Origin of the sequence: Paenibacillus sp. FSL H7-0756 (genome assembly GCF_038006765.1) — a bacterium.
Lineage (GTDB): Bacteria > Bacillota > Bacilli > Paenibacillales > Paenibacillaceae > Paenibacillus_AQ.
The window spans coordinates 2022986-2048993 of record NZ_JBBOVT010000001.1 but is presented as its reverse complement, the minus strand read 5'-3'; the positions used below and the strand labels follow the sequence as shown (position 1 = coordinate 2048993).

Here is a 26008-nt window from a genome sequence, read left to right as displayed (position 1 = left end):
ACTCCCTCCTCCTACAGCATCCGGTCTACCACTACTGCAACTTAATCTCCTCAAAAAGCCCCGTCTGCGGATCAGGCTGATCCAGTCACAGAAGAGGCGCCCAGCAGATTCCCGCATGAATACCTAAGCTGTTGTAATGCTGCTTGATGTTAATTAGGGCCTGGCCGCTGAACACCTGAGAGACCCTCTCTTCGACGGGACCAACCTCCACCTGTTCCTGCCGCAGCAGCCGCTCCACCACGGCCTTGATCTCCAGGGGATATATATTTCCGGCCACACTGGAGAGACCATTGCAAGGGCCTGAGGTGAAATTCTCCACAAGCTTCATATCCCCTGCGGCAAAAAGAATGAATTCCTCCGGGTGCTCCACCCCCACATGCCGCTGCAAATCGCCTGTTTCCTTGTAGCCGACAATATTGGGATGGCGGCGGATTAACGTATATAGCGACTCCGGTGTCAGATCGAATCCGGTTCTTCCCGGATTATTATAGAGGGCAACAGGCTTAGCCGTATGACTAAGCAGCTCCTCCACATAAGCGATTGCCTGCTGCTGCGTAGGCCGGATGTATGGCGGGAAACCAATCATGATGGCATCCATCACCGATGTCTCCAGCGCCTGAACCAGCGTTACCGCGTCTCGGGTTCTAATGGCAGAAACCCCGAAGACCAGCTCTATTCCCTGAAAGCGCCGCTGATTGAAATACTCAATGATCTCCAGTCTCTCTCCGATACTCATCGAATGCTGCTCACCCGTGCTTCCTGAGATAAGCAACGATTCGATACCGTTCTGCTTCTGGTAGGCGACAATCGCTTCGAATCCTTCTACATTCAGACCTTCATCGCTATGAAAAGGCGTAGGTATCGCTACATTTAATCTTTTCATATTACACTCCTTACTGTTAGTAGCCGTACTTAAGAAGTTCTGGACAAATGCTTCTCTTCCATCGCATCCAGGAGTATGAACAGCAGGGTATTAGACGCTATTATTCGCTCCGCCTGATCTGTCATGTCGGACGGTGCTTGAATGTACTCACCAGGCTCCAGCTCTCCGGCACAATTGGTAATGATTTTGCGGATGCTGGATTCATTAACCTCCAAATGGAACTGCAGCCCGACTACATAATCCTCATATTCAAAACACTGCTGGGCACAGCCCAGGCTGGAAGCAAGCCTTCTCGCTCCGGCAGGCAGACTGAAGGTGTCTCCATGCCAGTGAAACGGCACCCATTGCTCTGGGAATCCTTGGAAAAAGGCAGAGGTCTGCGCATCTCCGGTCAGTCTGACAGGGAACCAGCCAATTTCCTTCCACTTGTTGGGGTAGACCTCGCCGCCGATTTGTTCAGCAATAAGCTGGGCCCCCAGACAGATACCCAGCGTCAGCTTGTGCGATTGGATCCCTTCTTTAATGAAAGCTTTCTCTGCCGTCATCCAAGAGTATAGTGCCTCATCATATACACCCATCGGGCCGCCCATCACCACGAGCATATCGAAATCCCGGATGGCAGGCAGAGCCTGACTCTCATACAGCCGTGTTGTGGTTAGCGCATGCCCCTTGACCTCTGCCCAACCTGCAATTTCCTCCGCCGCTTCGAACGGAACATGCTGCAAGCAATGAATTCTCATGCACTCCACCCGCTTTACATTTTTTTGTACGATCATCTTCTATCTCCAATGTAACAAAAAATCCTGATGAATCAAGAAATACTTGATCATCAGGACAAATTCAGTTCTATAGCAACATGACTTCCCGCTTATTTAGCCTTGCCGGCAGGCTCATAGATCAGACAACGCAGCTGCTTACCCGGATAGCGTAATTCCGCATTATATTTGCTGCCGTCTTCCAGTAATACATCCACAGCCACCATCCCGCGTTTATTGTTTACCTCAGTGCCCGTCAGATACGCCTTCACTATTTTTCTTTTCTCTCCCTGCTTGTCCTTTACAATCCGGGTGGCTTCCTTTATCCAGCTGTCATCCTTCTTCATGGCAGCCGCTGCCGCAGCGTCGATAGGGGTTCTTTTAATCACAGAGTTAAAAGCTGTCGTATCTACCACCACCCCGGTGTCAGGATCGATCTGCACACTATATTGCCAGAACTCCTGGCCTTGTCCAAGCAGAGTGGAGGACTTATAAGGAATGTAGCCAACTGACCAGAATGAAGGTATACCATATCCCGGCTCCACCAGCATTACATTCGTCTTCAACTTGGAGACATCGGCATCGAACAGCTTGCGGACACTTTCAGCCGCCCGTGTCTGTATTTCAGCCTTACTGAATTTCTCCGGTACAGCAACGACAGGAGCAGTAATATTACGTTTGGATGCCACAAGATTAAGCCTGTAGCGCCAGTCAATCATTTGCAGCAGCTCTTCATCCGTCCAGGTGCGCTCCGGTTGATGATACGTATTGGTCTTCAGATCCAGATACACTTCTCCTTGACCCGCCTGTAGCGGCAAAAGCTTCTTGGGACGTACACCATCATACACATACTGATCTTCAAGCACCTGCCTGCGTTTAATCTCCGCATCGGTCATTTCCCTGCCTGAAGTGTTCGGATCGCCCGGTAGCTCCAGATAGTCGTAGATTTGCTGGATCTGCTCCTCTGTCATCTGCTTCAGCAGCAGATCATCATTCACCGTAGATACCGGCACGGGTGCCTCTACCTTCAGCACCGGAACAGCACTTCCTGCCGGACTTGCCTTAGCATTGACCTCAGTTGCCGTACTGTACTTCGCAATGACTGCTGAGTTCGCCAGACTGGGGACAAGGAGTCCGCTGAATGCAAACATACCGCCTGAGCATAGGACAACAGCCATAGTAACAGACCACTTTTTCTTGTTCAAATGTATTACCTCCATCGGGATTCAGAATATGAACTCTTTCCATAGCTTAATCCCGGGATATTATAGAGTAGAGGAGCAGTTGTTAGGGAGTTGTAAAATAGCTTCACAAAGTGGAGCTTAAAAAAAGGCGGATGTGCGTTCCCTCTCCGGGAGCAGATAGCAGCTCAATTCTGGCCTGATGCGCTTCGGCAATCTGGCGGCATAAAGAGAGACCCAGGCCTGCATGGCCATAGGCCCTCGAACGTGAAGAATCTGCACGGTAGAACGGCTCAAACGCACGCCTGCTCTGCTCTTCTGTCATTCCGCTTCCGCTGTCCTGTACTTCAAGTACCCCTTCTCCGTCCTGCGGATAGGCCAGCACACGGATCGTCTGCCCTGGCGGGGACACCGGAATCGCATTCTCGATCAGATTCACCAGTAAAGCTGCCAGAAGATCAGCATCTCCCCATACGGCAGACATGGAGCTATTCATCTCCAGCAGTAATCCATTATCTATCACCCTCTGCTGCTCGGTCTGGGCCACAGTGTCGAATAGCGAAGCCACATCTACCTTTGCCAACACCAGCGGCTGATGCCGCAGAACGGACAGATCCAGCAGTTTAAAAGCCAGATTCTTCAGCCTTACCGTCTCACTAAGAATATAGCGGCCCGCCTTGACCTGATCCTCCTGATCGATGTTAGCCGTGGTCAGCAGCTCCGCGAATCCCTGCATACTGGTCAGCGGTGTCCGCAGCTCATGAGCCAGATTATCGACCATCCGCTGCTTATCCTCAGCCATGCCTGCGAGATCGGTGATCCGCTGCTCGATCACTGAAGCCATCCGGTTGAAGTTTACGGCCAGCTCCCCGAATTCATCCCTGCTGTTCAGCTCCACACGATTGGAGTAGTTACCTTCGGCAATCGTCTTCGTCGTCTCTGACAACAGCTTGAGCGGCTTGGTCAGATGCCGGATCAGAAGGTAGAGCAGCACCACAAGAAGTGGCCCCACAATCCAGTTAATCATCACAAAAAAACGATTCAGCTCCTGTTGTTGGGCATACAGACCGCTAATATCGCGGTTGTACGCCAGCTCCAGATGCTGATAGGGGGCCGGGAGCGGCATCGCTAACGCCATGATATGTTCTTCCTGCGCCGCATGCATCTCTTCCTGACCGGAACTCCCCCCGTTCTCAACGGGATAGAGCAGCAGTCCATTATCCCGCAGTTCCAGTTCTATTCCCTGCTTACGATAGTGTTCTCCATAGGACTTGGCTACACTGACCAGCAGTGCCGGGGTAAGAGAGACACCTCTTGCCCGAATCGAATCCAGATTCTCATAGATATTATTCGTAATTAGCAGCTGCTCGCTGGCCGCACGTTTGCTCTCACTGGCCATGTTCAGCTGCCAGCTTTTTTTCATCACCATTACGACACTTATATCAAGGGCTGCTATAAATAGCACCAGGACAGCAAGGAGAATCTTATGCCAGAACCGCATGGCTAGACCTGAACTTCCAGCCGGTAGCCCAGCTTGAACACGGTTTTGATCCGTTCTTCCCAGCCCAGCTTTTTGCGCAGCTGCCTTATATGTACATCTACAGTGCGAGTATCGCCCGCATAATCATAACCCCATGCCAGCTCCAACAGCTTCTCTCTGGAAAGAGCAATATTCCGGTTTCGGATCAGCACTTCAAGCAGCTCGAATTCTCTGGCCGTCAGATCCACCGGCAGCTGTTCCACCCACACCTGACGCTCCGTGAACCGTATTTCAACCCCATCGCATACAAAAGCAGAGGCGGCCTGCTCATTCCTCCGCAGCACGACATTAATCCGGGCCAGCAGCTCCAAAATCTCAAAAGGCTTAATAATATAGTCATCCGCCCCCAGCTCAAAGCCCCTGATCCGGTCAGAGAGTGCACCCCGGGCCGTAATCAGAATGACTGGAATCTTAAGCGGAGCAATCTGCTGCATCACCCCGAACCCGTCCAGACCGGGAAGCATAACATCCAGCAGGACGAGATCCGCCCGTTCCTTCTCCAGCAATTCCGCAACCTCTGAGCCGGTATAGGCTTTGGAATACGTATGTCCCACCAGCTTAAGGTTCATAGTTATTAAATCATTAATCGCTTGTTCATCCTCAACAACAAGTATATGAGCCATCTATTGAATATCCTCCTAACTCTAGCCACAAGGTACCTGTTCATAGGCAACCTAATCTTAATCATACCAGATTCCAGTACATCCATTACCTATATGCTCGGAACCTGACCTTACACACCCGCCCGCCTGCCAAAAAATCCTGACGAATCAAGAACTCCTTGATCGTCAGGACTTTTTAAGTTCATTGAACATAAGGCTGCCCGCTTATCATTTATTTCTCCTTATCAGCAGGCTCATAAATCAGACAACGCAACATCATACTCGGATAGCGAAATTCTGCATTATATTTGCTGCCGTCTTCTAATAACACATCCACCGCAACCATTCCCCGCTTATTGTTCACCTCAGTATCGGTCAGATACGCCTTTACGATTTTCCGTTGCTCTCCTTGCTTGTCCTTAACAACCCGCTTAGCTTCCTTGATCCAGCGATCATCCTTTTGGATAGTCGCAGCCGCAGCTCCGTCAATAGGCGTTCTTATTGCGTCCAAATTAATAGCTGTCGTATCCACTAACACTCCGGTATCTGTATCGATAATCACATGGTAATTCCATACCTCCAGTCCTTGTCCCCGCATGGTCCGCTCCTTGTAGGGGGAGAAATACACCCACCATTGGGAAGGAAATCCAAATCCCGGTTGATGTAGACTGGTGGATATTTCCAGCTTGGACACATCCGCATCATAGAGCTTACTTATACTTTCAGCCGCACGCATGATGAATTCTGACTCGCTGTACTTCTCAGGAAAAACAAGTTTGTCCGGAAAGCGGAGAGAGGATACATAACCCTGCCGAAATAACCAGTCAATGCCCTGCAGCAGCTCTTCATCGGTCCAAACTCGATCTGGAATATAGAACGTATTGGTCATTAGATCCAGATATAAATCCCCTTGTCCCCCCTCGAAGGGCATGGGCCTCTGAGGCCGAAGTCCATCATACACATACTGATCTTGCAGCACCAATTGGCGCTTAGTCTCCGATTCTGTCAACTCACGGCTACTCCCCGCTTTGGGCTCAAGTCCTCTGTCCAGGTAGTCATTAATTTGCTGAATTTGTTTCTGGGTCATATTCTTCCGCAGATAATCATCAACAGTAGATACCGGCACGGGCGCCTCAACTTTCAATACAGGAACCGTATTTTTGGGCAGGCTTTGTCTGACATTCTTCTGTGGTGCTGCTGTGCTGTCTTTGGCGACAACAGCAGAGTTCACTAAGTTCGGGACGACAACAGCACTGATGGCGAATAAACCTCCGGCACATAACAGGACAGCTATAGAAGCGGACCGCTTCTTCTTGTTCAACGGGATAACCTCCACAAGAATATAGTTATTTCTCTACCACTACCCTACTCTCAACATGTTATAAAGTAGAGTCACAGTTGTTATGGAGTTGTAAAAAGTAACAGGACCTGCAATGACTCGATCCAGATTGGAACCAGAACGGCTTCTGCAGCACGCAAATGGAAAAAAGTATCTTATTGTTTAAGTTTCCCGCAGATGGACCGAAGTAAGTGGATAAACAACAACTATTTCTGCTTGTGAACTCTACTTTGGCTGAAATCGAATCTATTAAGTGTTGTTTTTCCAACTCCTGCCCCTGCATCGGTCATTTGCTTATCAGCAAGTGGATAAAATCCAACTATCCGCCTTAAACGTTATATCGTTGCTTATCTGGCTGCGCTCAGGCTTCTACAGAAAACACAAAAAGACCACTGTCTGAAAATCAACAGTGGTCTTAAGTGCTTGGCAACGTCCTACTCTCCCAGGACCCTTCGGTCCAAGTACCATCGGCGCTGGAGGGCTTAACGGTCGTGTTCGGGATGGGTACGTGTGGAACCCCTCCGCTATCGCCACCAAACGGGCATTTACAGCGTAAATGCTTCAGGAATTTGATTCCTGAAAACTGAATCCGAAACGAATCTGCGTGATAGAAATTTGGATAAGCCCTCGACCGATTAGTATTGGTCAGCTCCATGCATTGCTGCACTTCCACCTCCAACCTATCTACCTCGTCGTCTTCAAGGGGTCTTACTAATTGGGAAATCTCATCTTGAGGGGGGCTTCACGCTTAGATGCTTTCAGCGCTTATCCCGTCCGTACGTAGCTACTCAGCCATGCTCCTGGCGGAACAACTGATGCACCAGCGGTACGTCCATCCCGGTCCTCTCGTACTAAGGACAGCTCCTCTCAAATTTCCTGCGCCCACGACAGATAGGGACCGAACTGTCTCACGACGTTCTGAACCCAGCTCGCGTACCGCTTTAATGGGCGAACAGCCCAACCCTTGGGACCTACTTCAGCCCCAGGATGCGATGAGCCGACATCGAGGTGCCAAACCTCCCCGTCGATGTGGACTCTTGGGGGAGATAAGCCTGTTATCCCCAGGGTAGCTTTTATCCGTTGAGCGATGGCCCTTCCATGCGGTACCACCGGATCACTAAGTCCGACTTTCGTCCCTGCTCGACTTGTAGGTCTCGCAGTCAAGCTCCCTTATGCCTTTGCACTCTGCGAATGATTTCCAACCATTCTGAGGGAACCTTTGAACGCCTCCGTTACTCTTTAGGAGGCGACCGCCCCAGTCAAACTGCCCGCCTGACACGGTCCCCGTACCCGATAAGGGCACCAGGTTAGAACCTAGATACGATCAGGGTGGTATCCCAACGGCGCCTCCGCAGAAGCTTGCGCTCCTGCCTCCACGGCTCCCACCTATCCTGTACAGATCGTACCCAAATTCAATATCAAGCTGCAGTAAAGCTCCATGGGGTCTTTCCGTCTTGTCGCGGGTAACCTGCATCTTCACAGGTATTAAAATTTCACCGGATCTCTCGTTGAGACAGCGCCCAAGTCGTTACGCCATTCGTGCGGGTCAGAATTTACCTGACAAGGAATTTCGCTACCTTAGGACCGTTATAGTTACGGCCGCCGTTTACTGGGGCTTCGGTTCACAGCTTCGGATTGCTCCTAACCGCTCCCCTTAACCTTCCAGCACCGGGCAGGCGTCAGCCCGTATACTTCGCCTTACGGCTTCGCACAGACCTGTGTTTTTGCTAAACAGTCGCTTGGGCCTTTTCACTGCGGCCCCCTCGGGCTATTCACCCTACCGAGGCACCCCTTCTCCCGAAGTTACGGGGTCATTTTGCCGAGTTCCTTAACGAGAGTTCTTCCGCGCGCCTTAGAATTCTCTTCTCGCCTACCTGTGTCGGTTTGCGGTACGGGCACCTTCTCCTGACTAGAGGCTTTTCTTGGCAGTGTGAGATCATGACCTTCGCTACTGTAATTTTCGCTCCCCATCACAGCCCAGCCTTACGGTGTGCGGATTTGCCTACACACCAGCCTCACTGCTTAGACGGACATCCATCAGTCCGCGTCACTACCCTCCTGCGTCACCCCATCGCTCATAGCGGATTACGGTGGTACAGTAATTTCAAACTGTTGTCCTTCGACTACGCCTTTCGGCCTCGCCTTAGGTCCCGACTTACCCTGAGCGGACGAGCCTTCCTCAGGAAACCTTGGGCTTTCGGCGGATCAGATTCTCACTGATCTTTTCGTTACTCATACCGGCATTCTCACTTGTATACTCTCCAGCGCTCCTTACGGTACACCTTCAACGTATATACAACGCTCCCCTACCCCAGATACAAAGTATCTAGCCATAGCTTCGGTGGTGTGTTTAGCCCCGTTACATTTTCGGCGCAGAGTCACTCGACCAGTGAGCTATTACGCACTCTTTCAATGGTGGCTGCTTCTAAGCCAACATCCTGGTTGTCTGTGCAACTCCACATCCTTTCCCACTTAACACACACTTGGGGACCTTAGCTGATGGTCTGGGCTGTTTCCCTTTTGACAATGGATCTTAGCACTCACTGTCTGACTCCCGGCAAGAAGTAAATGGCATTCGGAGTTTGACTGAGCTTGGTAACCCTTGCGGGCCCCGCACCCAATCAGTGCTCTACCTCCACCACTCCATTCACCGAGGCTAGCCCTAAAGCTATTTCGGGGAGAACCAGCTATCTCCGAGTTCGATTGGAATTTCTCCGCTACCCCCACCTCATCCCCGCATTTTTCAACATGCGTGGGTTCGGGCCTCCAGTGCGTGTTACCGCACCTTCACCCTGGACAGGGGTAGATCACACGGTTTCGGGTCTACGTCCACATACTTAATCGCCCTATTCAGACTCGCTTTCGCTGCGGCTCCGGCTTCTCACCTTAACCTTGCATGTTAAACGTAACTCGCCGGTTCATTCTACAAAAGGCACGCCATCACCCATAGACAGGGCTCTGACTTTTTGTAAGCACACGGTTTCAGGTTCTATTTCACTCCCCTTCCGGGGTGCTTTTCACCTTTCCCTCACGGTACTGTTTCACTATCGGTCGCCAGGTAGTATTTAGCCTTAGCAGATGGTCCTGCTGGATTCATACGGGGTTTCACGTGCCCCGCACTACTCGGGATCCGTCTCGGAGAGAATACCATTTCGGCTACAGGGCTTTTACCTCTATCGCGGGCCTTTCCAGACCTCTTCGCCTACCATATTCCTTTGTAACTCCATGTGAGACGTCCCACAACCCCAAGAGGCAAGCCTCTTGGTTTAGGCTGTTCCGCGTTCGCTCGCCGCTACTGACGGAATCACTATTGTTTTCTCTTCCTCAGGGTACTTAGATGTTTCAGTTCCCCTGGTCTGCCTCTGCGTATCCTATGTATTCAGATACGAGTAACTGCGAATTACCACAGCTGGGTTTCCCCATTCGGACACCCCCGGATCAAAGCTTGCTTACAGCTCCCCGAGGCAGTTTCGTTGTTCGCCACGTCCTTCGTCGGCTCCTGGCGCCTAGGCATCCTCCGTGTGCTCTTAGTAGCTTAACCAATGTGTTTTCCCTAAGGAAAATCACGGTAGCAACTAATAACTATTTCCACTTGCTTACACAAGTTTCAGCTAAAAGATGTTCTAAAACGCAAATTCGTTTCGGTATCCAGTTTTCAAGGATCAAAGGTAAAGATGAGAGCTTAAACTCTCAAAACTGACCAACGAGTGAGTAACAGGCCTAAACCTGATTGGTTTGGAAGCGAAGCTTCCGATTTGAATGTTTCCGTTGCAGGAAACGATTCTCCATAGAAAGGAGGTGATCCAGCCGCACCTTCCGATACGGCTACCTTGTTACGACTTCACCCCAATCATCTACCCCACCTTCGGCGGCTGGCTCCCTTGCGGGTTACCCCACCGACTTCGGGTGTTGTAAACTCTCGTGGTGTGACGGGCGGTGTGTACAAGACCCGGGAACGTATTCACCGCGGCATGCTGATCCGCGATTACTAGCAATTCCGACTTCATGCAGGCGAGTTGCAGCCTGCAATCCGAACTGAGACCGGCTTTGCTGGGATTGGCTCCACCTCGCGGCTTCGCTTCCCGTTGTACCGGCCATTGTAGTACGTGTGTAGCCCAGGTCATAAGGGGCATGATGATTTGACGTCATCCCCACCTTCCTCCGGTTTGTCACCGGCAGTCACTCTAGAGTGCCCAGCTCAACCTGCTGGCAACTAAAGTCAAGGGTTGCGCTCGTTGCGGGACTTAACCCAACATCTCACGACACGAGCTGACGACAACCATGCACCACCTGTCTCAACTTTCCCCGAAGGGCACCTGATGCATCTCTGCTTCGTTAGTTGGATGTCAAGACCTGGTAAGGTTCTTCGCGTTGCTTCGAATTAAACCACATACTCCACTGCTTGTGCGGGTCCCCGTCAATTCCTTTGAGTTTCAGTCTTGCGACCGTACTCCCCAGGCGGAGTGCTTACTGTGTTAACTTCGGCACCAAGGGTATCGAAACCCCTAACACCTAGCACTCATCGTTTACGGCGTGGACTACCAGGGTATCTAATCCTGTTTGCTCCCCACGCTTTCGCGCCTCAGCGTCAGTTACAGCCCAGAAAGTCGCCTTCGCCACTGGTGTTCCTCCACATATCTACGCATTTCACCGCTACACGTGGAATTCCACTTTCCTCTTCTGTACTCAAGTCACCCAGTTTCCAGTGCGACCTCAGGTTGAGCCCAAGGTTTAAACACCAGACTTAAATAACCGCCTGCGCGCGCTTTACGCCCAATAATTCCGGACAACGCTTGCCCCCTACGTATTACCGCGGCTGCTGGCACGTAGTTAGCCGGGGCTTTCTTCTCAGGTACCGTCACTCCGGTAGCAGTTACTCTACCGGACGTTCTTCCCTGGCAACAGAGCTTTACGATCCGAAAACCTTCATCACTCACGCGGCGTTGCTCCGTCAGGCTTGCGCCCATTGCGGAAGATTCCCTACTGCTGCCTCCCGTAGGAGTCTGGGCCGTGTCTCAGTCCCAGTGTGGCCGTTCACCCTCTCAGGTCGGCTACGCATCGTCGCCTTGGTGGGCCGTTACCCCACCAACTAGCTAATGCGCCGCAGGCCCATCCCCAAGCAGCAGATTGCTCCGCCTTTCATTCTCTCCTCAGGAGAAGAAAGAAATTATCCGGTATTAGCTACCGTTTCCGGTAGTTATCCCAGGCTTGAGGGCAGGTTGCCTACGTGTTACTCACCCGTCCGCCGCTAAGTTTGAAAGGAAGCAAGCTTCCTTTCAAACTCCGCTCGACTTGCATGTATTAGGCACGCCGCCAGCGTTCGTCCTGAGCCAGGATCAAACTCTCCAAATTGGTATTTAGAAAGAGCGATTGCTCATTTTGAAACATCTGACGAGAATTTACATTCTCATTTTTGGATCTCACCGAAGTGATTTCCGATACTCACTCGTTGTTCAGTTTTCAAAGATCAAGCTCGTTGTTAGCGCCGCTTACCGCGTCACCAGCAACTTTTATAATATAACATGGATCAAACAACTATGCAACTATTATTTCAAAAGTTCTTGCTGAAGCAATACCATCAGCTCTTCCGCAGTATCCCAAACCAGAGGGCGTATCTCCTGAAGATGTATCCTTAATTTATCTGCCTCATCCCTTCTAACCGTCCAGATTACCGGAATATTCAACCCAAGCGCATAGCCCGCTGCCAGATATACCTCAGATGACTGGCCTGTGAGGTCCGCAATAACCAGCTTGCTGTCCGCCACAGGCACCAGGGAATTCGCAGCTTCATTCTTACTGGCAAGCAGACGGGGGAAATAGCCAAACTGCTCGATTTTGGCCCATAGCTTATCCTGCCACTCTGCCTGCAACTTCTCATCATCCGGCAGAAGAACCAGGCATTGTTGTAAAATCCGGCCGCCTGCAATTGCAGCAGCTTCCTCCCACCCCATAGGAGTCAAAGAGAAGTTCATACCTTCCCGGACTAACAGTTCCTCATTTTGCAGCCTGTCAATAATATAGACCAGCTCCTGCAGATTGGGAGAGTATGTCAGATTGTAGCTGCGGGACAGGGGATGAATGACCACCGGCTCCCCAGAGCCATCGCAATGCCTATGCAGATACTGCAGCAGCCTGTTTCCTTTATCCTCAGCAGTTACCGGAATACCCGGGGCATTCACAATCTCGTCCAGATCACTGAACGCAAGGATCACCTTCTCGCCACAATCCGTCTTTTCGCGGATATAGCCTGAGATCAGATGCAGCATGTCCCGCTTCTGCTGGAACGAGAGCGCAAGAATCGCCTCATAACTGTCTCTAACCAGACTGTAGCTTCCGCCAGGAGAGCAGGAGCAGTCGAAATACTGATCATACTCACCGTCTGCTGCAATGCGGACAATCTGATCGCAGAATGCACAATGTTTCTTTTGCATAACTATCACCTCTTCAGAATAGCATTCTCCCTACCTTACCAAAAATGGATTGAAAAGTGGACCGGAAATTCCTTCCTCCCCCTACGGAGCTTATCGATTCTTCACCGAAATAGGTGCCAAATAGGTGCCGGCAAGCGGGCGGGACATTAGACGGGCTTCTATATTCCGCAAAACGCAAACCATGACGTGTAACTGGATGGTTTATACGCATTTATGTTATACTCCTTCGTATAATTTGGTGGGGAGGTGAACAATAAATGGGAAGGCGATTTTGCAAATGGATTGTGCTCATGAATTGATTCACTTCTCAGGCGGCTGTTCATGTCCATCATTAAGTTCTATAGGGTATGCAATCTAACTATAACTTGGAGGTGAATCCCTCTTCATGAGGGAAAAGCTTGGACCTAATAACAATCACTAATTTAATTATTCTTGCCATATTAATTGCTTTAACAGCCTTTTTTGTAGCTTCGGAATTTGCGGCCGTCAAAATCCGCATGTCGCGGATTGAACAATTGATTGATGAAGGAAATAAGAAAGCCGTTATTGCCAAAAAGGTTGTCGGTAATTTGGATTATTATCTGTCCGCCTGCCAGCTTGGAATTACAGTGACAGCCCTTGGTCTGGGAGCTATCGGTAAACCAGCCGTGGAGCGTATTCTGTACCCGGTCTTTGATTTCTTTAACTTGTCGGGCGCAACCGCTTCCGTTGCTTCCTATGCCATTGCGTTTATTTTTGTTACCTTCTTACATGTCGTTGTCGGTGAGATGGCACCCAAGACGCTGGCGATCCAGTTTTCCGAAAAGATGACGCTGCTGCTCTCTCCCCCACTGTACTGGTTCGGCAAAATTATGCATCCTTTTATCGTTGCCCTAAATGGAACTTCCCGGGTTATTCTGCGCCTGTTTGGAGTTAAACCCGCCGGACATGAAGACCATTATTCAGAAGAGGAGCTTCGGATCATTATGGCTCAAAGCTCCAAAGGCGGGGCGCTGAATGAAACGAAGCTGGAATATTTAGATAATGTATTTGCTTTTGATGAACGTATCGCCAAAGACATCATGATTCCAAGAACTGAAATGGTAGCTTTGGATTACGATATGTCGTATGAAGAGATCATAAGTGTCATTGATTCCAATAATTATAGTCGTTACCCGGTCACCCAGAATGGAAACAAGGATATCATTCATGGTGTGGTGAACATCAAAAAAATGCTTCCCCACATTATCGCCGGCCGGGAGCGTCATCTGAAGGATTTTGCACGCAGCCTCCCCGTTGTAGCGTCTACGACCCCTATTAAGGAAGCGATGCTCAAAATGCAGCAGGAACAGATGCATATGGCCATGGTTGTCGATGAATATGGAGGTACGGCAGGGATTCTGACCTTGGAGGATATTCTTGAGGAGCTTGTCGGAGAAATCCGCGATGAGTTTGATGCAGATGAGCTTTCCGATATTCAGCAGATCGGCGAGCAGACCTATAGAATCAATGGACGTGTTTTGCTTGAAGAGATTGAACAGCAGTTTGGATTGGTCTTTGAGGACAGGGATGGCATAGATACCATCGGAGGCTGGATTCAATATAAAGCCGGCAATCCCGTGAACCCGGGGTACGAGCTTCAGGATGGCGGTCAACACTGGGTCATTACTGAAATGGAGAACCTGCAGATCAAGCAGATCGTTCTTACGAGAGCATTAGAGCAACAGTCCTAAACGTATAACTATAACTTTTGGAGGTGAATCCCTCAGCCGGAGGGGAAAATTTGGACGGAGTCATAACTTTAAACTTAATTCTGGTAGCTGTCTTTATTGGTCTTACCGCTTTCTTTGTAGGCGCTGAGTTCGCTATTCTCAAGGTACGTATGTCCCGCATTGATCAACTGATCACGGAAGGCAACAAAAAAGCGGTGACCGCCAAAAAGGTTGCCCGCGATTTAGATTACTATCTATCCGCTTGTCAATTAGGGATTACGATAACGGCTTTGGTGCTTGGTGCGCTCGGTGAGCCAACCGTTGAGCGGGTTTTGCATCCGCTTTTCGACCAAATGGGTGTTCCTGCTGCCTTGTCTACAGTCTTGTCTTATCTGATCGCCTTGTCAATCATCACATTCCTGCATGTAGTCATTGGAGAGCTCGCACCCAAAACCCTGGCCATTCAATTTGCTGAAAAGATGACCCTACTGCTTGCTCCTCCGCTCTATTGGTTCGGCAAGATCACCTATCCGTTCATCGTTGCCCTGAATGGATCTGCTAGACTATTGCTCCGTATGTTTGGAGTAAAGCCTGCGGGACATGAAACGGTTCACTCTGAAGAAGAGCTGAGGTGGATTGTGGACCAAAGCTTTGAGAGCGGAGAAATCAACAAGACGGAACTTATCTATCTAAATAACATCTTCGCTTTTGATGAACGCAGACTTAGTGAGATTATTGTGCCCATTGAAAAAGTGGTAACTGTACAAATGGGAATGCCCGTCGATAAGTTAATTGAAATCGTGGGTGAGCATGACTACACCCGTTATCCCGTTGTAAATCCAAATGAAGGCGAACCTTTCATAGGTTACATTAACACCAAAGAAGTGTTGACCAGTATTGCAGCAGGACGAAGCGCGGACTGGCAAAAATTCGTGCACGAGATTCCAACATTTACGGAGACTGAGAACCTGCGGGATGTATTGTTGCGCATGCAGCACACCAGGGTCCATATGGCAAAAGTGACGGACAGCACCGGCAAGACTACCGGCATTGTGACCATGGAGGATCTTCTGGAAGAGATTGTTGGCGAGATTCGTGATGAGTCATTAAATATCAATGTTTCTCCTATCTCATAGGGAACCTATAGCATTGTACAAAAAAGGCCTGTTTCAAGGCCTTTTTTTGTATGCAGCTTAATTAAACTGCCAGCAGCTCAAGCTTAGATTACCGTACTGATAACTCCGGTGAAGCAGCTGCGCATTACGCCCCGTGTCCCCCGCTCCCATAGCGATGAACAGCGGAATAAAGTGTTCACTCGTCGGGACCGCCATCTCTGCATAGGGAGCAAGCTCATCATATTGGAACAGCGCTTCTGTATCCCATGCTTCCAGCTTCTCCTGAATCCAGTGATCGAACTGCTCGGCCCACCCGTTGACCTCATCCGAATTCCAGTTCAACCTCCGCAGATTATGAACGGTTCCCCCGCTGGCGATGATAAGCACATCCTGTTCACGCAGCGCCGCCAGCGCCTTGCCGATCTCATACTGCTGCGCATTAGACAGATCACGATTCACAGACATCGCTACAACCGGAATATCCGCCTCCGGATAGAGCAGCTTCAGCACAGCCCATGCGCCGTGATCTAGTCCTCTTTGTTCATCCCTGACATTCTTCACCCCACCCGCGGTCAAAAGCTTCTGAATCTGCTCCGCGAGAGCCGGATCACCATGTGCGGGATACGTCATCTGGTACAGCTCGTCCTGGAATCCGCCGAAGTCATAAATGGTATCATACGTTGCCGCCGCGCCCACGGACTGCACGGGTTCCTCCCAATGCGCTGAGAAGAGAACGATAGCTTTCGGTTTGGGCATATGGTCTTTGAACTCTTTTAACAGCTTGGTGTAGGCGTTATCTTCAAGAACAATAGATGGAGCTCCGTGTGCAAAAAAATAGGAAGGCATCATCGATAATCACTCCTTATTAATAGTTAATCCGGCATCCTGCTTGAGCCATTGCAAGAAATCACGCTGGTTCTCTTCAGTTACGCCATGGTCGGACGGATAGAGTCTGAAGGTCAACCGTTCGGTTTGTCCCTCCAGATAGGCGGCAGTCTCATGTCCAATGCGCACCGGGAACACCGAATCGTATTCACCATGCGAAGCGAAGACAGACACGTTCTTGAGGCTACGGAGGTTATACTCCATTTTCACAAATTCCGGAATATATCCATTAAGCGCGACAATTCCTTTGAGTTGCTCCCCCATCGTAAGCGCAAGTGTCATGGACAGAATGGCCCCTTGGCTGAAGCCGAGCAAATAACGTCTGTCCGGATCGACTGGATACTGCTGCGTTGCATAGTGAATGAAGGCCTCAAGATCGCTGACCGCTTGGTCAAACATCTCACGGATGGGGTTGCCCAGGCTTTTCAAATCATAATATTGATACCCCGCACCCAGCGGCAGATTCCCGCGAACCCCGATAATAATGAACTCCTCAGCCAGCGGCGCCACCAGACCGAACATATTGCGCTCATTAGAGCCCTTGCCGTGAAAAGTAAAGATCACCGGGTACTTCCTGCCTTGCTCCAGCTTATCCGGTAAATGAACATCATATGAATATTTAGGATTCATCTTATTTTCCTCCATACCGAAGATCTTCGCTTAAATATTAGTTATAATAATATATTTTCTATATGAGTAATTTATCGCAACCTGCATTGACTTGTCAATAATAAAATTGTTAATATGAAAATAAGTTTAGTATTACAAATATTATGAAGGTGTGATCCCATGGATATCGGCGCTACAATACGGGCAATCCGCAAGCGGAAAAATATCACCATCGCGCAAATCTGCGACACTACCGGCCTATCCCAAGGCTTCATGAGCCAGGTCGAAACTAATAAGACATCACCTTCCATCGCTACACTTGAGAATATCGCTCAGGCTCTGAAGGTCCCGCTTGCATATTTGCTGCTAAAAAAAGAAGAACGCATGCAGATTGTCCGCAAGGATGAACGGAGAATCACCACCAGCGGCGCAGCTAAGCTAAAGGTTGAGCACCTCAGTTCCACCCAGAACGTCCGGATGTCGATCGTCGAGTTCCCTCCCGGTGCCATGATTGGGGATGCCCCCCATGCGCATGAAGGACAGGAGGTCCATGTCGTCCTTAAAGGGACTATCTATGCGCAGCAAGGGGAAGACGGAGCTGAATTTACCGAGGGTGATTCCTTTAGCTGGAATGCCTGCACCCCCCATTCCGTCAAAAATACGGGGGAAGACACCGCGATTGTGCTGATCTCCATCTACACTGAAAACGAAAACGGACAAGATATACTCTGAACAATTAAAAGCCCGTACTCTGGCTAATAGGCGGAGTGCGGGCTTTTATTCACATATTCGCTATCTCATTATATTCAACATGCTTCTGTATCTCCGTCACGATCATCTGCTGATTGATCTCTTGAATCTTATAGGCCTTGGCCTGTTCTCTGGAGGAGATCACTTTGTACCCAACATCTTTATAAATAATGGCGCAGTGATTCTCAATGGCTATGCCGGTTGTATTCATTCCCTTAACCATGTCCAAGAAATCTGCCTCGCGGTTGTCTTCATTATAATGAGGACAGTGAATCCCTGGTAATATCCCCATCGCCTTCAATTTGATATAGATCCTCTCTCCTGTAGTATCGAACGTCTCTGTGTCACTATGACCGTATTCGTACCAGCAGATCGAACCCGCACTCATCCCTGACAGCACAACCCCAGAGTCGTACGCTTGCTTCAGCAAAGTATCCACACCGTGCTCCCGCCAGATGTCCAGCATCATCCTCGTGTTACCGCCACCCACATAGATTAAATCGGCGGATAAGATCATGTCCTCTATTTCTTCTGGTGCATATGTATTTTTCGTCAGCAGTAAATGCTTGATCTCACACCCTAACCGGTCACCGTACACGAATTGAAAAGAGTCACAATACCCTTCTGCATCCATACTGGCTGTAGGAATGAACAATGCTTTGGGATTCCTTTTGTTCGTTAGATCTAAAATCGTCTGATCGATGGCCAAAGTCTCCAATTCGCTAAGCTCTCCTCCGCCAATCGCCACAATAATCCCCATCTTCATCACTCCTATTTAAAATATTGAAGCAGAACAAGAATACAAAAAAGCCCCGGATGCATGATGTCTTATTCAGACACACCGGGACTGACTCTGTTGTGATAGTTATAAAGGTTGGTTAAGATAATTCCCCCGCTGCCGCATTCCCTCAAACAGCAATATCGTCGCCGCCATCGCGGCGTTCAGTGATTCGGCGCGGCCAGCCATCGGGATCAGGATGCTTTTGTCGACAAGCCGGGCTGTCTCGGGCGAGATGCCTTGGCCTTCGCTGCCGATCAGCAGCCACTGGCTGCCGTGAAAATCATGGGTGTAGCAGGAATCCTCCGCCGTCAGCGAGGTGCTGACCAGCAGCGCCCCGCCTTCCCGTGCCTGCGGGAGAATCGTACTCAGTTCTCCCTCCACTACCGGAAGATGGAACATCGAGCCCATCGTGGACCGGATGGTCTTCGGGTTGAAGAGATCGGCGCAGCCCTGGCCGAGGATGACGCCGTCCGCGCCCGCCGCATCCGCGCTGCGGATAATGGTGCCTACATTGCCGGGGTCCTGGACCCCGTCCAGCACCACAACCAGGCTGTCCGGCTTCGCCAGAATGGCCTCTAGGCCCTGTTGCTCCTTCCGCACAATGGCGAATACCGGCTGCGGGGTGCCCGTGCTGCTGCACTTCGCAACCACTGCCGCCGACACGCCGATGACCTCCATACCCTGTACGGCCTGAAGCAGCGGCTTCAGCTCAGACGGCATGCCTTTATCAAGGTCAAAAGCCAGGCATTCCACATCCGCTTCGGCTTGCAACGCCTCCTGCACCAGATGAATCCCTTCCACGATATATTTACCGGACCGGTCACGGTGCTTCTTCTCCTGCAGTCCGGCCCATTCCTTCACCCGCGTGTTCTGCGGCGACATAATTTCCATAGGGTCCTACCTTTCTGTTGCTTACAGATTCCTATTGATAAGCCATCTCCAGCTTCGTCAGATTATCCTTCCGTCCGACAATGACAAGAACATCACCATCGGTCAGGCGGTCCTCCGCTCTGGGGGAGATATTCATTTCCTCGCCTTGACGGATCGCCATAACATTGCACCCATATTTGGCGCGTATATCAAGCTCCTGCAGGTTCTTGCCCAGCATCGGCCCCGAGACCTTCATGTCGAGAATGCTGTACTCCGGTGACAGCTCGATGTAATCGAGGATGTTCGGAGAAGCGAGATGATGCGCCACGCGCATCCCCATGTCCCGCTCCGGGTAGATCACCTTATCTGCTCCGATTTTGCCCAGCACCTTGCCGTGCAGCTCACTTTTGGCTTTGGCAATAATGGCAGGCACGCCCAGATCCTTCAAGATCAGCGTTGTCAGAATACTGGCCTGAATATCCTCACCGATGGCGACTACCACCACATCGAAGTTACGGATGCCCAGCGCACGCAGTGCCTCTTCATCCGTGGAGTCCGCAGATACGGCATGTGTCACAATGTTGGAGATTTCCTGGGTGCGCTGTTCATCTGCATCAATGGCCAGCACCTCATAGCCCATCCCGCTGAGCGCCTTGGCCACACTTGAGCCGAAGCGGCCCATGCCGATGATCGCATACTGTTTTTTTGCCATTAAGCCTTGTCCCTCCCGCACATATAATACATCTCACACAGTATAGCATAAGCCGTTATAAACTTGAATGTTCAGCGCTCCCGCAGGGCACCTTATAAAAAGGCTGCTTACCTGACAAGCCCCTGCTTTCGAAGTCAGTTTTGCGATGCTGATTCAGGAAGCAGATGCTCACACAACTTTAAGGAGGCCGATTATGCCAGTCACCCTTGATTTGCGCCAGGCCATCATTCACAAGGTACACGGCCAGTCCGAAGAAGGTCTGCGGGAGGTCATTGAGAATTCCGTAGACGGGCCGGAAGCCGCGCTTCCCGGACTGGGTGTCGTCTTTGAGATGATCTGGAAGGACCTCGACCCTGCGAAGCAGGACCGGGTTCTCTCTATGCTGCACAGACATCTGGACAAGCTTACCCCAGGGTCTATCACCTCCTAGAGGAGGCCCATCCCGCCAAAAACCTCCGCACCCCACCGTGCAGCTGCACAGGTGGAGGCGGAGGTTTTTTATAGCCTAATCATACATATGACTTCACTGCTCAGCCTGCTTATATTACACCCATCAAGGTGCAGTCTCCAGGAACTTCGCGGTCGGATTCTTCTCCATCGCGGTCCGCATGGCGTATTCATTCTCGAACAGCACTACGTAATTGCCCTTCTTGTCGGTAACCAGAGTGGAGTTGATCCGGAATTTACTGGCATCCGGCTTGTTCTCATCCACGATCCAGCGTGCGAACTGGTAGCTCATCCGCTGCAGCTGCACATCCACGCCATACTCACCCTTCATGCGGTACTCGAACACCTCGAACTGCAGCTGTCCGACTACACCCAGCAGAATATCGTCGAAGTTGACGGTACGGAACACCTGGATCATGCCCTCTTCGGTCAGCTGGTCAATCCCCTTCTGGAATTGCTTCGACTTCAGTGCATTCTTGATGGTGACTTTGGAGAAAATCTCCGGCGAGAAGGTCGGCAGCTCATCAAATTCGATATCTCCGGCCTGACTGAGTGTGTCGCCAATGCGGAAGATGCCCGGGTCGAACAGACCGATAATATCCCCCGGATACGCTTCTTCCACGATATCCCGGTCCTGGGCAAGGAACTGCTGCGGCTGGGATAGCTTGATGTCTTTGCCGGCACGTACATGCTTCACACTCATTCCACGCTCGAACTTGCCGGACACGATACGCAGGAAGGCGATACGGTCACGGTGTGCGGGATTCATGTTCGCCTGGATTTTGAATACATAGCCGGTGAATTTCTCATTCGTCGGTTCTACAGAGCCCGCTGTACTGCGGCGTGGTTCAGGCTTCGGTGCAAGCTCCAGGAAATTATCCAGGAACGTCTGCACACCGAAGTTGTTGATCGCACTGCCGAAGAATACCGGAGTAATCTCCCCGCGCAGCACCTTCTCATAGTCAAAAGGATCACCCGCCACATCCAGCAGCTCCAGATCCGCGCATAGCTGATCATGCAGGTACTCCCCCGCCATCTCACGAATAATCGGGTCGCGGTAGCTCTCCACCTTCTGTACTTTAATTACGGAATGGTCATCGCCCTGGAACAGCTCGACCTGATTCTTCATCCGGTCATAGACGCCGCACAGCTCACGGCCCATCCCAATCGGCCAGTTCATCGGCACCGAGCGGATGCCCAGCACATTCTCCAGCTCCTCCATCAGATCAAACGGGCTGCGGCCTTCACGGTCCAGCTTATTAATGAAGGTGAAAATCGGAATGCCGCGCTTCGCACAGACCTGGAACAGCTTGATTGTCTGTGTCTCCACACCCTTGGCTACGTCGATCAGCATGACCGCACTGTCAGCCGCAGTGAGCGTACGATAGGTGTCTTCACTGAAATCCTGGTGACCCGGAGTATCCAGAATGTTCACCCGGTGGTCCAGGTAATCAAATTGCATCACAGAGGACGTTACCGAGATTCCGCGCTGCTTCTCAATTTCCATCCAGTCACTGGTGGCATGCTTGCTTGCCTTACGGGCTTTGACGGTACCTGCCAGACGGATGGCGCCTCCGAAGAGCAGCAGTTTCTCGGTCAGTGTAGTTTTACCCGCATCCGGGTGGGAAATAATCGCAAAGGTTCTGCGCTTGTCGACTTCACTCTGAAGCTTATGGTCCGTTGCTTTATTCATTGCACATATCCCTTCATCTATAAATTCATGCTTACTTCTGCCTCTATTGCCGGATCGGTCAAATCGGACTGCTATTCATGGATTCAGATCCTTTCCTTAGAGATTCAACAGAGAATCAACGTCTATTTCTTGAACGTAACGTTTACCATGTATAGGATCATCTATAGCGCTAGGCTTAGAAATCTTTATGTTGAAAGCATCCTTCTCAGTATAGCAAAATCCGGCAGAGATTATCTACAAAAAAGCGGCTATAGTCAAATATCTTGTAATATAATTTCACGATTCAGCAAAAAGATCCCCCCGCAGCGAGATGCAGGAGGATCTGTAACCATTCTTCTTCAGGGACTAGCGGTTAACCTGCCAGACCACATTGTCTTCATCCTGGCCGTTGACCGGCCACCAGTGGAAGCCTTCTCCGGCAAGCAGCTGGTCGGCTTCAACCGGACCCCAGGAGCCTGCAGGATAGGAAGCCAAGTCGTTGCTCTCTTCCTTCCACGCCTTGGCAATCCGGTCCACGAAGGACCAGGCCGAGGACACTTCATCCCAGCGGGTGAAGTAGGTCGAATCGCCGCGTGCAGCGTCATGCAGCAGACGCTCATAAGCCTCCGGCGAGTTAATGCCGATCATACAGCTCTGGCAGAAATCCATGGCCAGCGGCTGAATCTCGGATTCCGAGCCCGGCTTCTTCGCATTGATCTTCACGTAGATGCCTTCCATCGGATTGACGCGGATGACGAGCAGGTTCGGCTCGAGCTTGTGCTTCTGGCCCAAGTAGACGTTGGTCGGCATTCCTTTGAATTCTACAACCACTTCCGTGGTCTTCACAGGCAGGCGTTTGCCGGTACGGATATAGAAGGGAACCCCGGCCCAGCGGAAGTTATCGACGAACACACGGGCTGCGAAATATGTCTCTGTATTCGATTCCGGGTCCACTTTGTCTTCCTGGCGGTAAGCCGGAAGCGTCTTGCCCTTGTAGAGACCTTGAGTGTATTGGCCGCGTACAACGTTCTCGCGGACTTCATCAGCGGTGGCATACGGACGAAGTGAACGCAGTACCTTCACTTTCTCATCACGGATATCTTCAGCCAGCAGACGGCTAGGCGGTTCCATAGCGATCATCGTCAGCAGCTGCAAAATATGGTTCTGGCCCATATCGCGTAGCGCCCCCGCATGGTCGTAATACCCGCCGCGTTCTTCCACACCCACCGTCTCGCCGAGTGTAATCTGAATGTTGGCAATATGCTTGTTATTCCATAGCGGCTCGAAGAATGCATTGGCGAACCGGATCACTTCAATATTCTGAACCATTTCCTTACCCAGATAGTGGTCAATCCGGTAAATCTCTTCTTCCTTGAAGACCTGGCGGATCTGTTCGTTCAGTTCCTCAGCGGATTCGAGATTGTAGCCGAACGGCTTCTCGATGACCAGACGGTTCCAGCCTCTGGCCTGCAGCATACCGCCTGCCTTGAGGTTGAAGGATACGCTGCCGAACAGCTCAGGCGCAAGCGCCAGATAGAACATGCGGTTGCCCGGAATATGGAACTTCTCTTCCAGACGCTCCGTCTGCTCATTCAGCTCACGGAAGCCGTCAATATTATTGATGTCGAGTGACTTGTATTCAAAATGCTGTACGAACTCGTTCCATTCCGCAGCATCTCCTGCCTGATAACGGCAGAACTCACGAATGGATTCCTTCACATCTTCCCGGAATTCATCCTGGGTGCGGGGACGCCGAGCCACGCCAATGACCGCAAAATCTTGGGTCAGCTTGCCTTCACGGTACAAACTGTAAATCGCCGGGAATAGCTTACGCCGGGCCAGATCTCCGGTTGCCCCGAAGATAAAGAATACAGCACCGGGTGTATGCAGTGCATCAAGGGTTTGATTTTCAGCCATGGCTCCTCATCTCTCTGTATGTAATATAGTTGACATTCATTCTCATCGCCTGGTATGAAACAACATACGACTATAGGCGTGATGTCATTTTATCATAATTGCACGGAGGATGCCATCACATTCCTGACAGTTTTTCTCGGGATTTCGCACTTTTCCATTACTCTTTCTTATACTTTCATCGGATTACACTTATATGGCCTCACTTAACCTCAGTATTCGATTGTAATTAATGGCATTCCTAGGGTTAGCCGGTTCTCATCCGCATTGATGTTCTTGTGAACTGCCAGCTGTAGGGCCAGGCTATGGCTACCGCTGCTAACTGTGCGCTGAAGACCCGGCACACTATACGAATGACTGGATGTAGAGACGTCAGCGTAGCTCTCCTCTGCCTGAATTCCGGGAAGCTCTGCAGCCAGTAACTGCTCCGTAGCAAGGAGTGCTGTCTGCGTTCCGCCCTGCTCCTTCGCTGGTGCCTGCAGCGATGCATTCCACTCCGCAGCAATCCCCTCCTGAAGCATAGCTTCTCCAGCGTCCGCCGCTGCGTCCCCCAGCTCCGGTGAACCCAGAAGATCCGCCGTCTCCAGCGTAACAATACAATAGCTGCGTCCTCCGCCAAGCTCACTCCAGAACAGGGACAACTGTGTGCCGCCGCTGAGCTGCGTCGCAGAACGCCAAGCCCGGTGTCCTTCATCATCTGCGCTGCTAATTTCACCGAGCCCTAACCGGGTGGAAAGGCTCTGTACGGCAGTCTCTGCAGCCTCTTCACCGCTGTATTCCCCCTGCCATTTCAGTACGAGCCGGAGCGGCGCACCGGGAGCGGAGGCCTGTCCGCCCAGTGAGGTCAGCAGAGCCAGGGATTTCTGAAGCTCTCCAGCAGTTGTAGAAGCACTCTTCAGTACACCGCTTCCTCCTGCGGGTTCCGCGCTGCGGAATCCGCTCAACAGCAGCAGCGTACATATCCCCGACAGCACTAACACCAGTATTCCCTTGCTCCGCCCTTTATTCCCCACTTCGCATCTCCCTCTCAATCCGTTCTAGTAATCTACTAGACAGGTTATCCAATTTCAGAGAAAGATATACGAGCGCATGCAAAAACACTTCCAAGATCATCCGGGCGGATTCGCTTGAAAGTGCTCTATGGCTTCCATAGACCAGGCTTACTCCGCCAGTCCATTCTTATATGCATAAATAGCCGCCTGGGTCCGGTCTTCAACCCCCAGCTTGGCAAGAATATTCGTGACATGGAATTTCACCGTCTTGATTCCGATAATTAATTGATCGGCAATATCCTGGTTGGACTTGCCTTGAGCTAACAGCTTCAGTACTTCCATCTCTCGTTCCGTAAGCTCTTTGTAGGCCGGTGACTCACCTCTTGCATTGGAACGGAAGCGGTTCATCATCTTGGAAGCCACCTGCGACTCCAACACCGACTGGCCTCTTGCGGCTGCCCGGATCGCATCTGCGACTTCGCTGGCCCGTGAGGTCTTGAGCAGGTAACTGAAGGCTCCCGCTTCAATTACCGGATACATCTTCTCATCATCCAAATAACTGGTCAACACAATAACCTTACAATCCGGGTACAGCTTCAGCAGCTGTCTAGTCGTCTCAATGCCATCCATGCCGTCCATGACCAGATCCATCAGCACCACATCCGGCGTATACTCCTGGGCCAGACGGATGCCCTCCTCGCCGCTTCCTGCCTCCCCGACGACTTCAATGCCATCCTCGGTGCCGAGCACCGCAGCAAGTCCGATCCGGACCATCTCATGATCGTCTACAAGCAGGACCTTGATTGCATCATCTTCTTCTATCTCCATCGTTACACCTG

The 26008-nt window shown here is 50.9% G+C and carries 20 protein-coding genes and 3 rRNA genes; 4 read left to right on the top strand and 19 right to left on the bottom strand.

Going from position 1 to position 26008, the window contains the following annotated elements:
* Window positions 1–85: 85 nt before the first annotated feature.
* The 10 genes from NST04_RS09180 to NST04_RS09135 form a co-directional block, all read right to left on the bottom strand.
* Entirely contained in the window at window positions 86–883 is a 798-nt protein-coding gene (locus NST04_RS09180) for a dihydrodipicolinate synthase family protein (RefSeq protein WP_341183989.1), read from the bottom strand.
* 29 nt (window positions 884–912) lie between these two features.
* Window positions 913–1659 carry a type 1 glutamine amidotransferase gene (locus tag NST04_RS09175; protein ID WP_341183988.1) on the bottom strand — a complete coding sequence of 249 codons (747 nt, stop codon included), beginning with the start codon at window positions 1657–1659 and terminating at the stop codon, window positions 913–915.
* A 92-nt stretch (window positions 1660–1751) separates the two neighbouring features.
* Window positions 1752–2843 (bottom strand): hypothetical protein, encoded by a 1092-nt coding sequence (locus NST04_RS09170; RefSeq protein ID WP_341183987.1) that lies wholly within the window; start codon window positions 2841–2843, stop codon window positions 1752–1754.
* A gap of 103 nt (window positions 2844–2946) precedes the next feature.
* On the bottom strand, window positions 2947–4242 hold the full coding sequence (locus NST04_RS09165; protein ID WP_341183986.1) for a sensor histidine kinase: 1296 nt from the start codon (window positions 4240–4242) through the stop codon (window positions 2947–2949).
* An 80-nt stretch (window positions 4243–4322) separates the two neighbouring features.
* Window positions 4323–4982 (bottom strand): response regulator transcription factor, encoded by a 660-nt coding sequence (locus NST04_RS09160; protein ID WP_341183985.1) that lies wholly within the window; start codon window positions 4980–4982, stop codon window positions 4323–4325.
* Between the two features lie 211 nt (window positions 4983–5193).
* Entirely contained in the window at window positions 5194–6282 is a 1089-nt protein-coding gene (locus NST04_RS09155; RefSeq protein WP_341183984.1) for a hypothetical protein, read from the bottom strand.
* 439 nt (window positions 6283–6721) lie between these two features.
* A 5S ribosomal RNA gene (gene rrf / locus NST04_RS09150) occupies window positions 6722–6838 on the bottom strand.
* Between the two features lie 77 nt (window positions 6839–6915).
* Window positions 6916–9841 (bottom strand): 23S ribosomal RNA (locus tag NST04_RS09145).
* A gap of 250 nt (window positions 9842–10091) precedes the next feature.
* Window positions 10092–11652: ribosomal RNA gene (locus NST04_RS09140) — 16S ribosomal RNA — on the bottom strand.
* Together the 16S, 23S and 5S rRNA genes form the textbook arrangement of a ribosomal RNA operon.
* Before the next feature lie 194 nt (window positions 11653–11846).
* Complete coding sequence (locus tag NST04_RS09135; RefSeq protein ID WP_341183983.1) at window positions 11847–12731, bottom strand: hypothetical protein; 885 nt, start codon at window positions 12729–12731, stop codon at window positions 11847–11849.
* A gap of 398 nt (window positions 12732–13129) precedes the next feature.
* Here NST04_RS09135 and NST04_RS09130 point away from each other — a divergent pair, with 398 nt between their 5' ends.
* Complete coding sequence (locus NST04_RS09130; RefSeq protein WP_341183982.1) at window positions 13130–14443, top strand: hemolysin family protein; 1314 nt, start codon at window positions 13130–13132, stop codon at window positions 14441–14443.
* Window positions 14444–14493: 50 nt separating this feature from the next.
* On the top strand, window positions 14494–15558 hold the full coding sequence (locus NST04_RS09125; protein ID WP_341183981.1) for a hemolysin family protein: 1065 nt from the start codon (window positions 14494–14496) through the stop codon (window positions 15556–15558).
* A gap of 57 nt (window positions 15559–15615) precedes the next feature.
* Here NST04_RS09125 and NST04_RS09120 read toward each other — a convergent pair whose 3' ends face one another.
* Together NST04_RS09120 and NST04_RS09115 are read right to left on the bottom strand one after the other, a co-directional pair.
* The gene (locus NST04_RS09120; protein ID WP_341183980.1) at window positions 15616–16386 is read right to left on the bottom strand and encodes a dioxygenase family protein; all 771 of its coding nucleotides are present in this window, start codon (window positions 16384–16386) and stop codon (window positions 15616–15618) included.
* A 6-nt stretch (window positions 16387–16392) separates the two neighbouring features.
* Window positions 16393–17052, bottom strand: a complete 660-nt coding sequence (locus tag NST04_RS09115; RefSeq protein ID WP_341183979.1) for an alpha/beta hydrolase — start codon at window positions 17050–17052, stop codon at window positions 16393–16395.
* Between the two features lie 159 nt (window positions 17053–17211).
* Here NST04_RS09115 and NST04_RS09110 point away from each other — a divergent pair, with 159 nt between their 5' ends.
* Window positions 17212–17763 (top strand): helix-turn-helix domain-containing protein, encoded by a 552-nt coding sequence (locus NST04_RS09110; protein ID WP_341183978.1) that lies wholly within the window; start codon window positions 17212–17214, stop codon window positions 17761–17763.
* Between the two features lie 49 nt (window positions 17764–17812).
* On the opposite strand, the gene NST04_RS09105 is transcribed toward NST04_RS09110, so the two are convergent.
* From NST04_RS09105 to NST04_RS09095, 3 genes are all read right to left on the bottom strand, one after another.
* A complete protein-coding gene (locus NST04_RS09105; protein WP_341183977.1) occupies window positions 17813–18541 on the bottom strand; it encodes a Type 1 glutamine amidotransferase-like domain-containing protein in 729 nt (242 codons plus the stop codon).
* A 105-nt stretch (window positions 18542–18646) separates the two neighbouring features.
* Window positions 18647–19453: a TrmH family RNA methyltransferase gene (locus NST04_RS09100; protein ID WP_341183976.1), complete on the bottom strand. Its 807-nt coding sequence runs from the start codon at window positions 19451–19453 to the stop codon at window positions 18647–18649.
* A gap of 31 nt (window positions 19454–19484) precedes the next feature.
* Complete coding sequence (locus tag NST04_RS09095; RefSeq protein ID WP_036700269.1) at window positions 19485–20144, bottom strand: potassium channel family protein; 660 nt, start codon at window positions 20142–20144, stop codon at window positions 19485–19487.
* Window positions 20145–20337: 193 nt separating this feature from the next.
* On the opposite strand from NST04_RS09095, the gene NST04_RS09090 reads away from it, so the two are divergent.
* Window positions 20338–20574: a small acid-soluble spore protein SspI gene (locus NST04_RS09090; RefSeq protein ID WP_036700271.1), complete on the top strand. Its 237-nt coding sequence runs from the start codon at window positions 20338–20340 to the stop codon at window positions 20572–20574.
* A gap of 123 nt (window positions 20575–20697) precedes the next feature.
* Here the strand turns inward: NST04_RS09090 and NST04_RS09085 are convergent, their stop codons facing one another.
* From NST04_RS09085 to NST04_RS09070, 4 genes are all read right to left on the bottom strand, one after another.
* Complete coding sequence (locus NST04_RS09085) at window positions 20698–22284, bottom strand: peptide chain release factor 3 (protein WP_340751756.1); 1587 nt, start codon at window positions 22282–22284, stop codon at window positions 20698–20700.
* Window positions 22285–22629: 345 nt separating this feature from the next.
* Window positions 22630–24180 (bottom strand): glucose-6-phosphate dehydrogenase, encoded by a 1551-nt coding sequence (gene zwf / locus NST04_RS09080; RefSeq protein ID WP_036731156.1) that lies wholly within the window; start codon window positions 24178–24180, stop codon window positions 22630–22632.
* A 209-nt stretch (window positions 24181–24389) separates the two neighbouring features.
* Window positions 24390–25190, bottom strand: coding sequence for a hypothetical protein (locus tag NST04_RS09075; RefSeq protein WP_341183975.1), 801 nt, complete (start codon window positions 25188–25190; stop codon window positions 24390–24392).
* Window positions 25191–25337: 147 nt separating this feature from the next.
* Window positions 25338–25997: a response regulator transcription factor gene (locus NST04_RS09070; protein ID WP_341016752.1), complete on the bottom strand. Its 660-nt coding sequence runs from the start codon at window positions 25995–25997 to the stop codon at window positions 25338–25340.
* Window positions 25998–26008 lie beyond the last annotated feature (11 nt).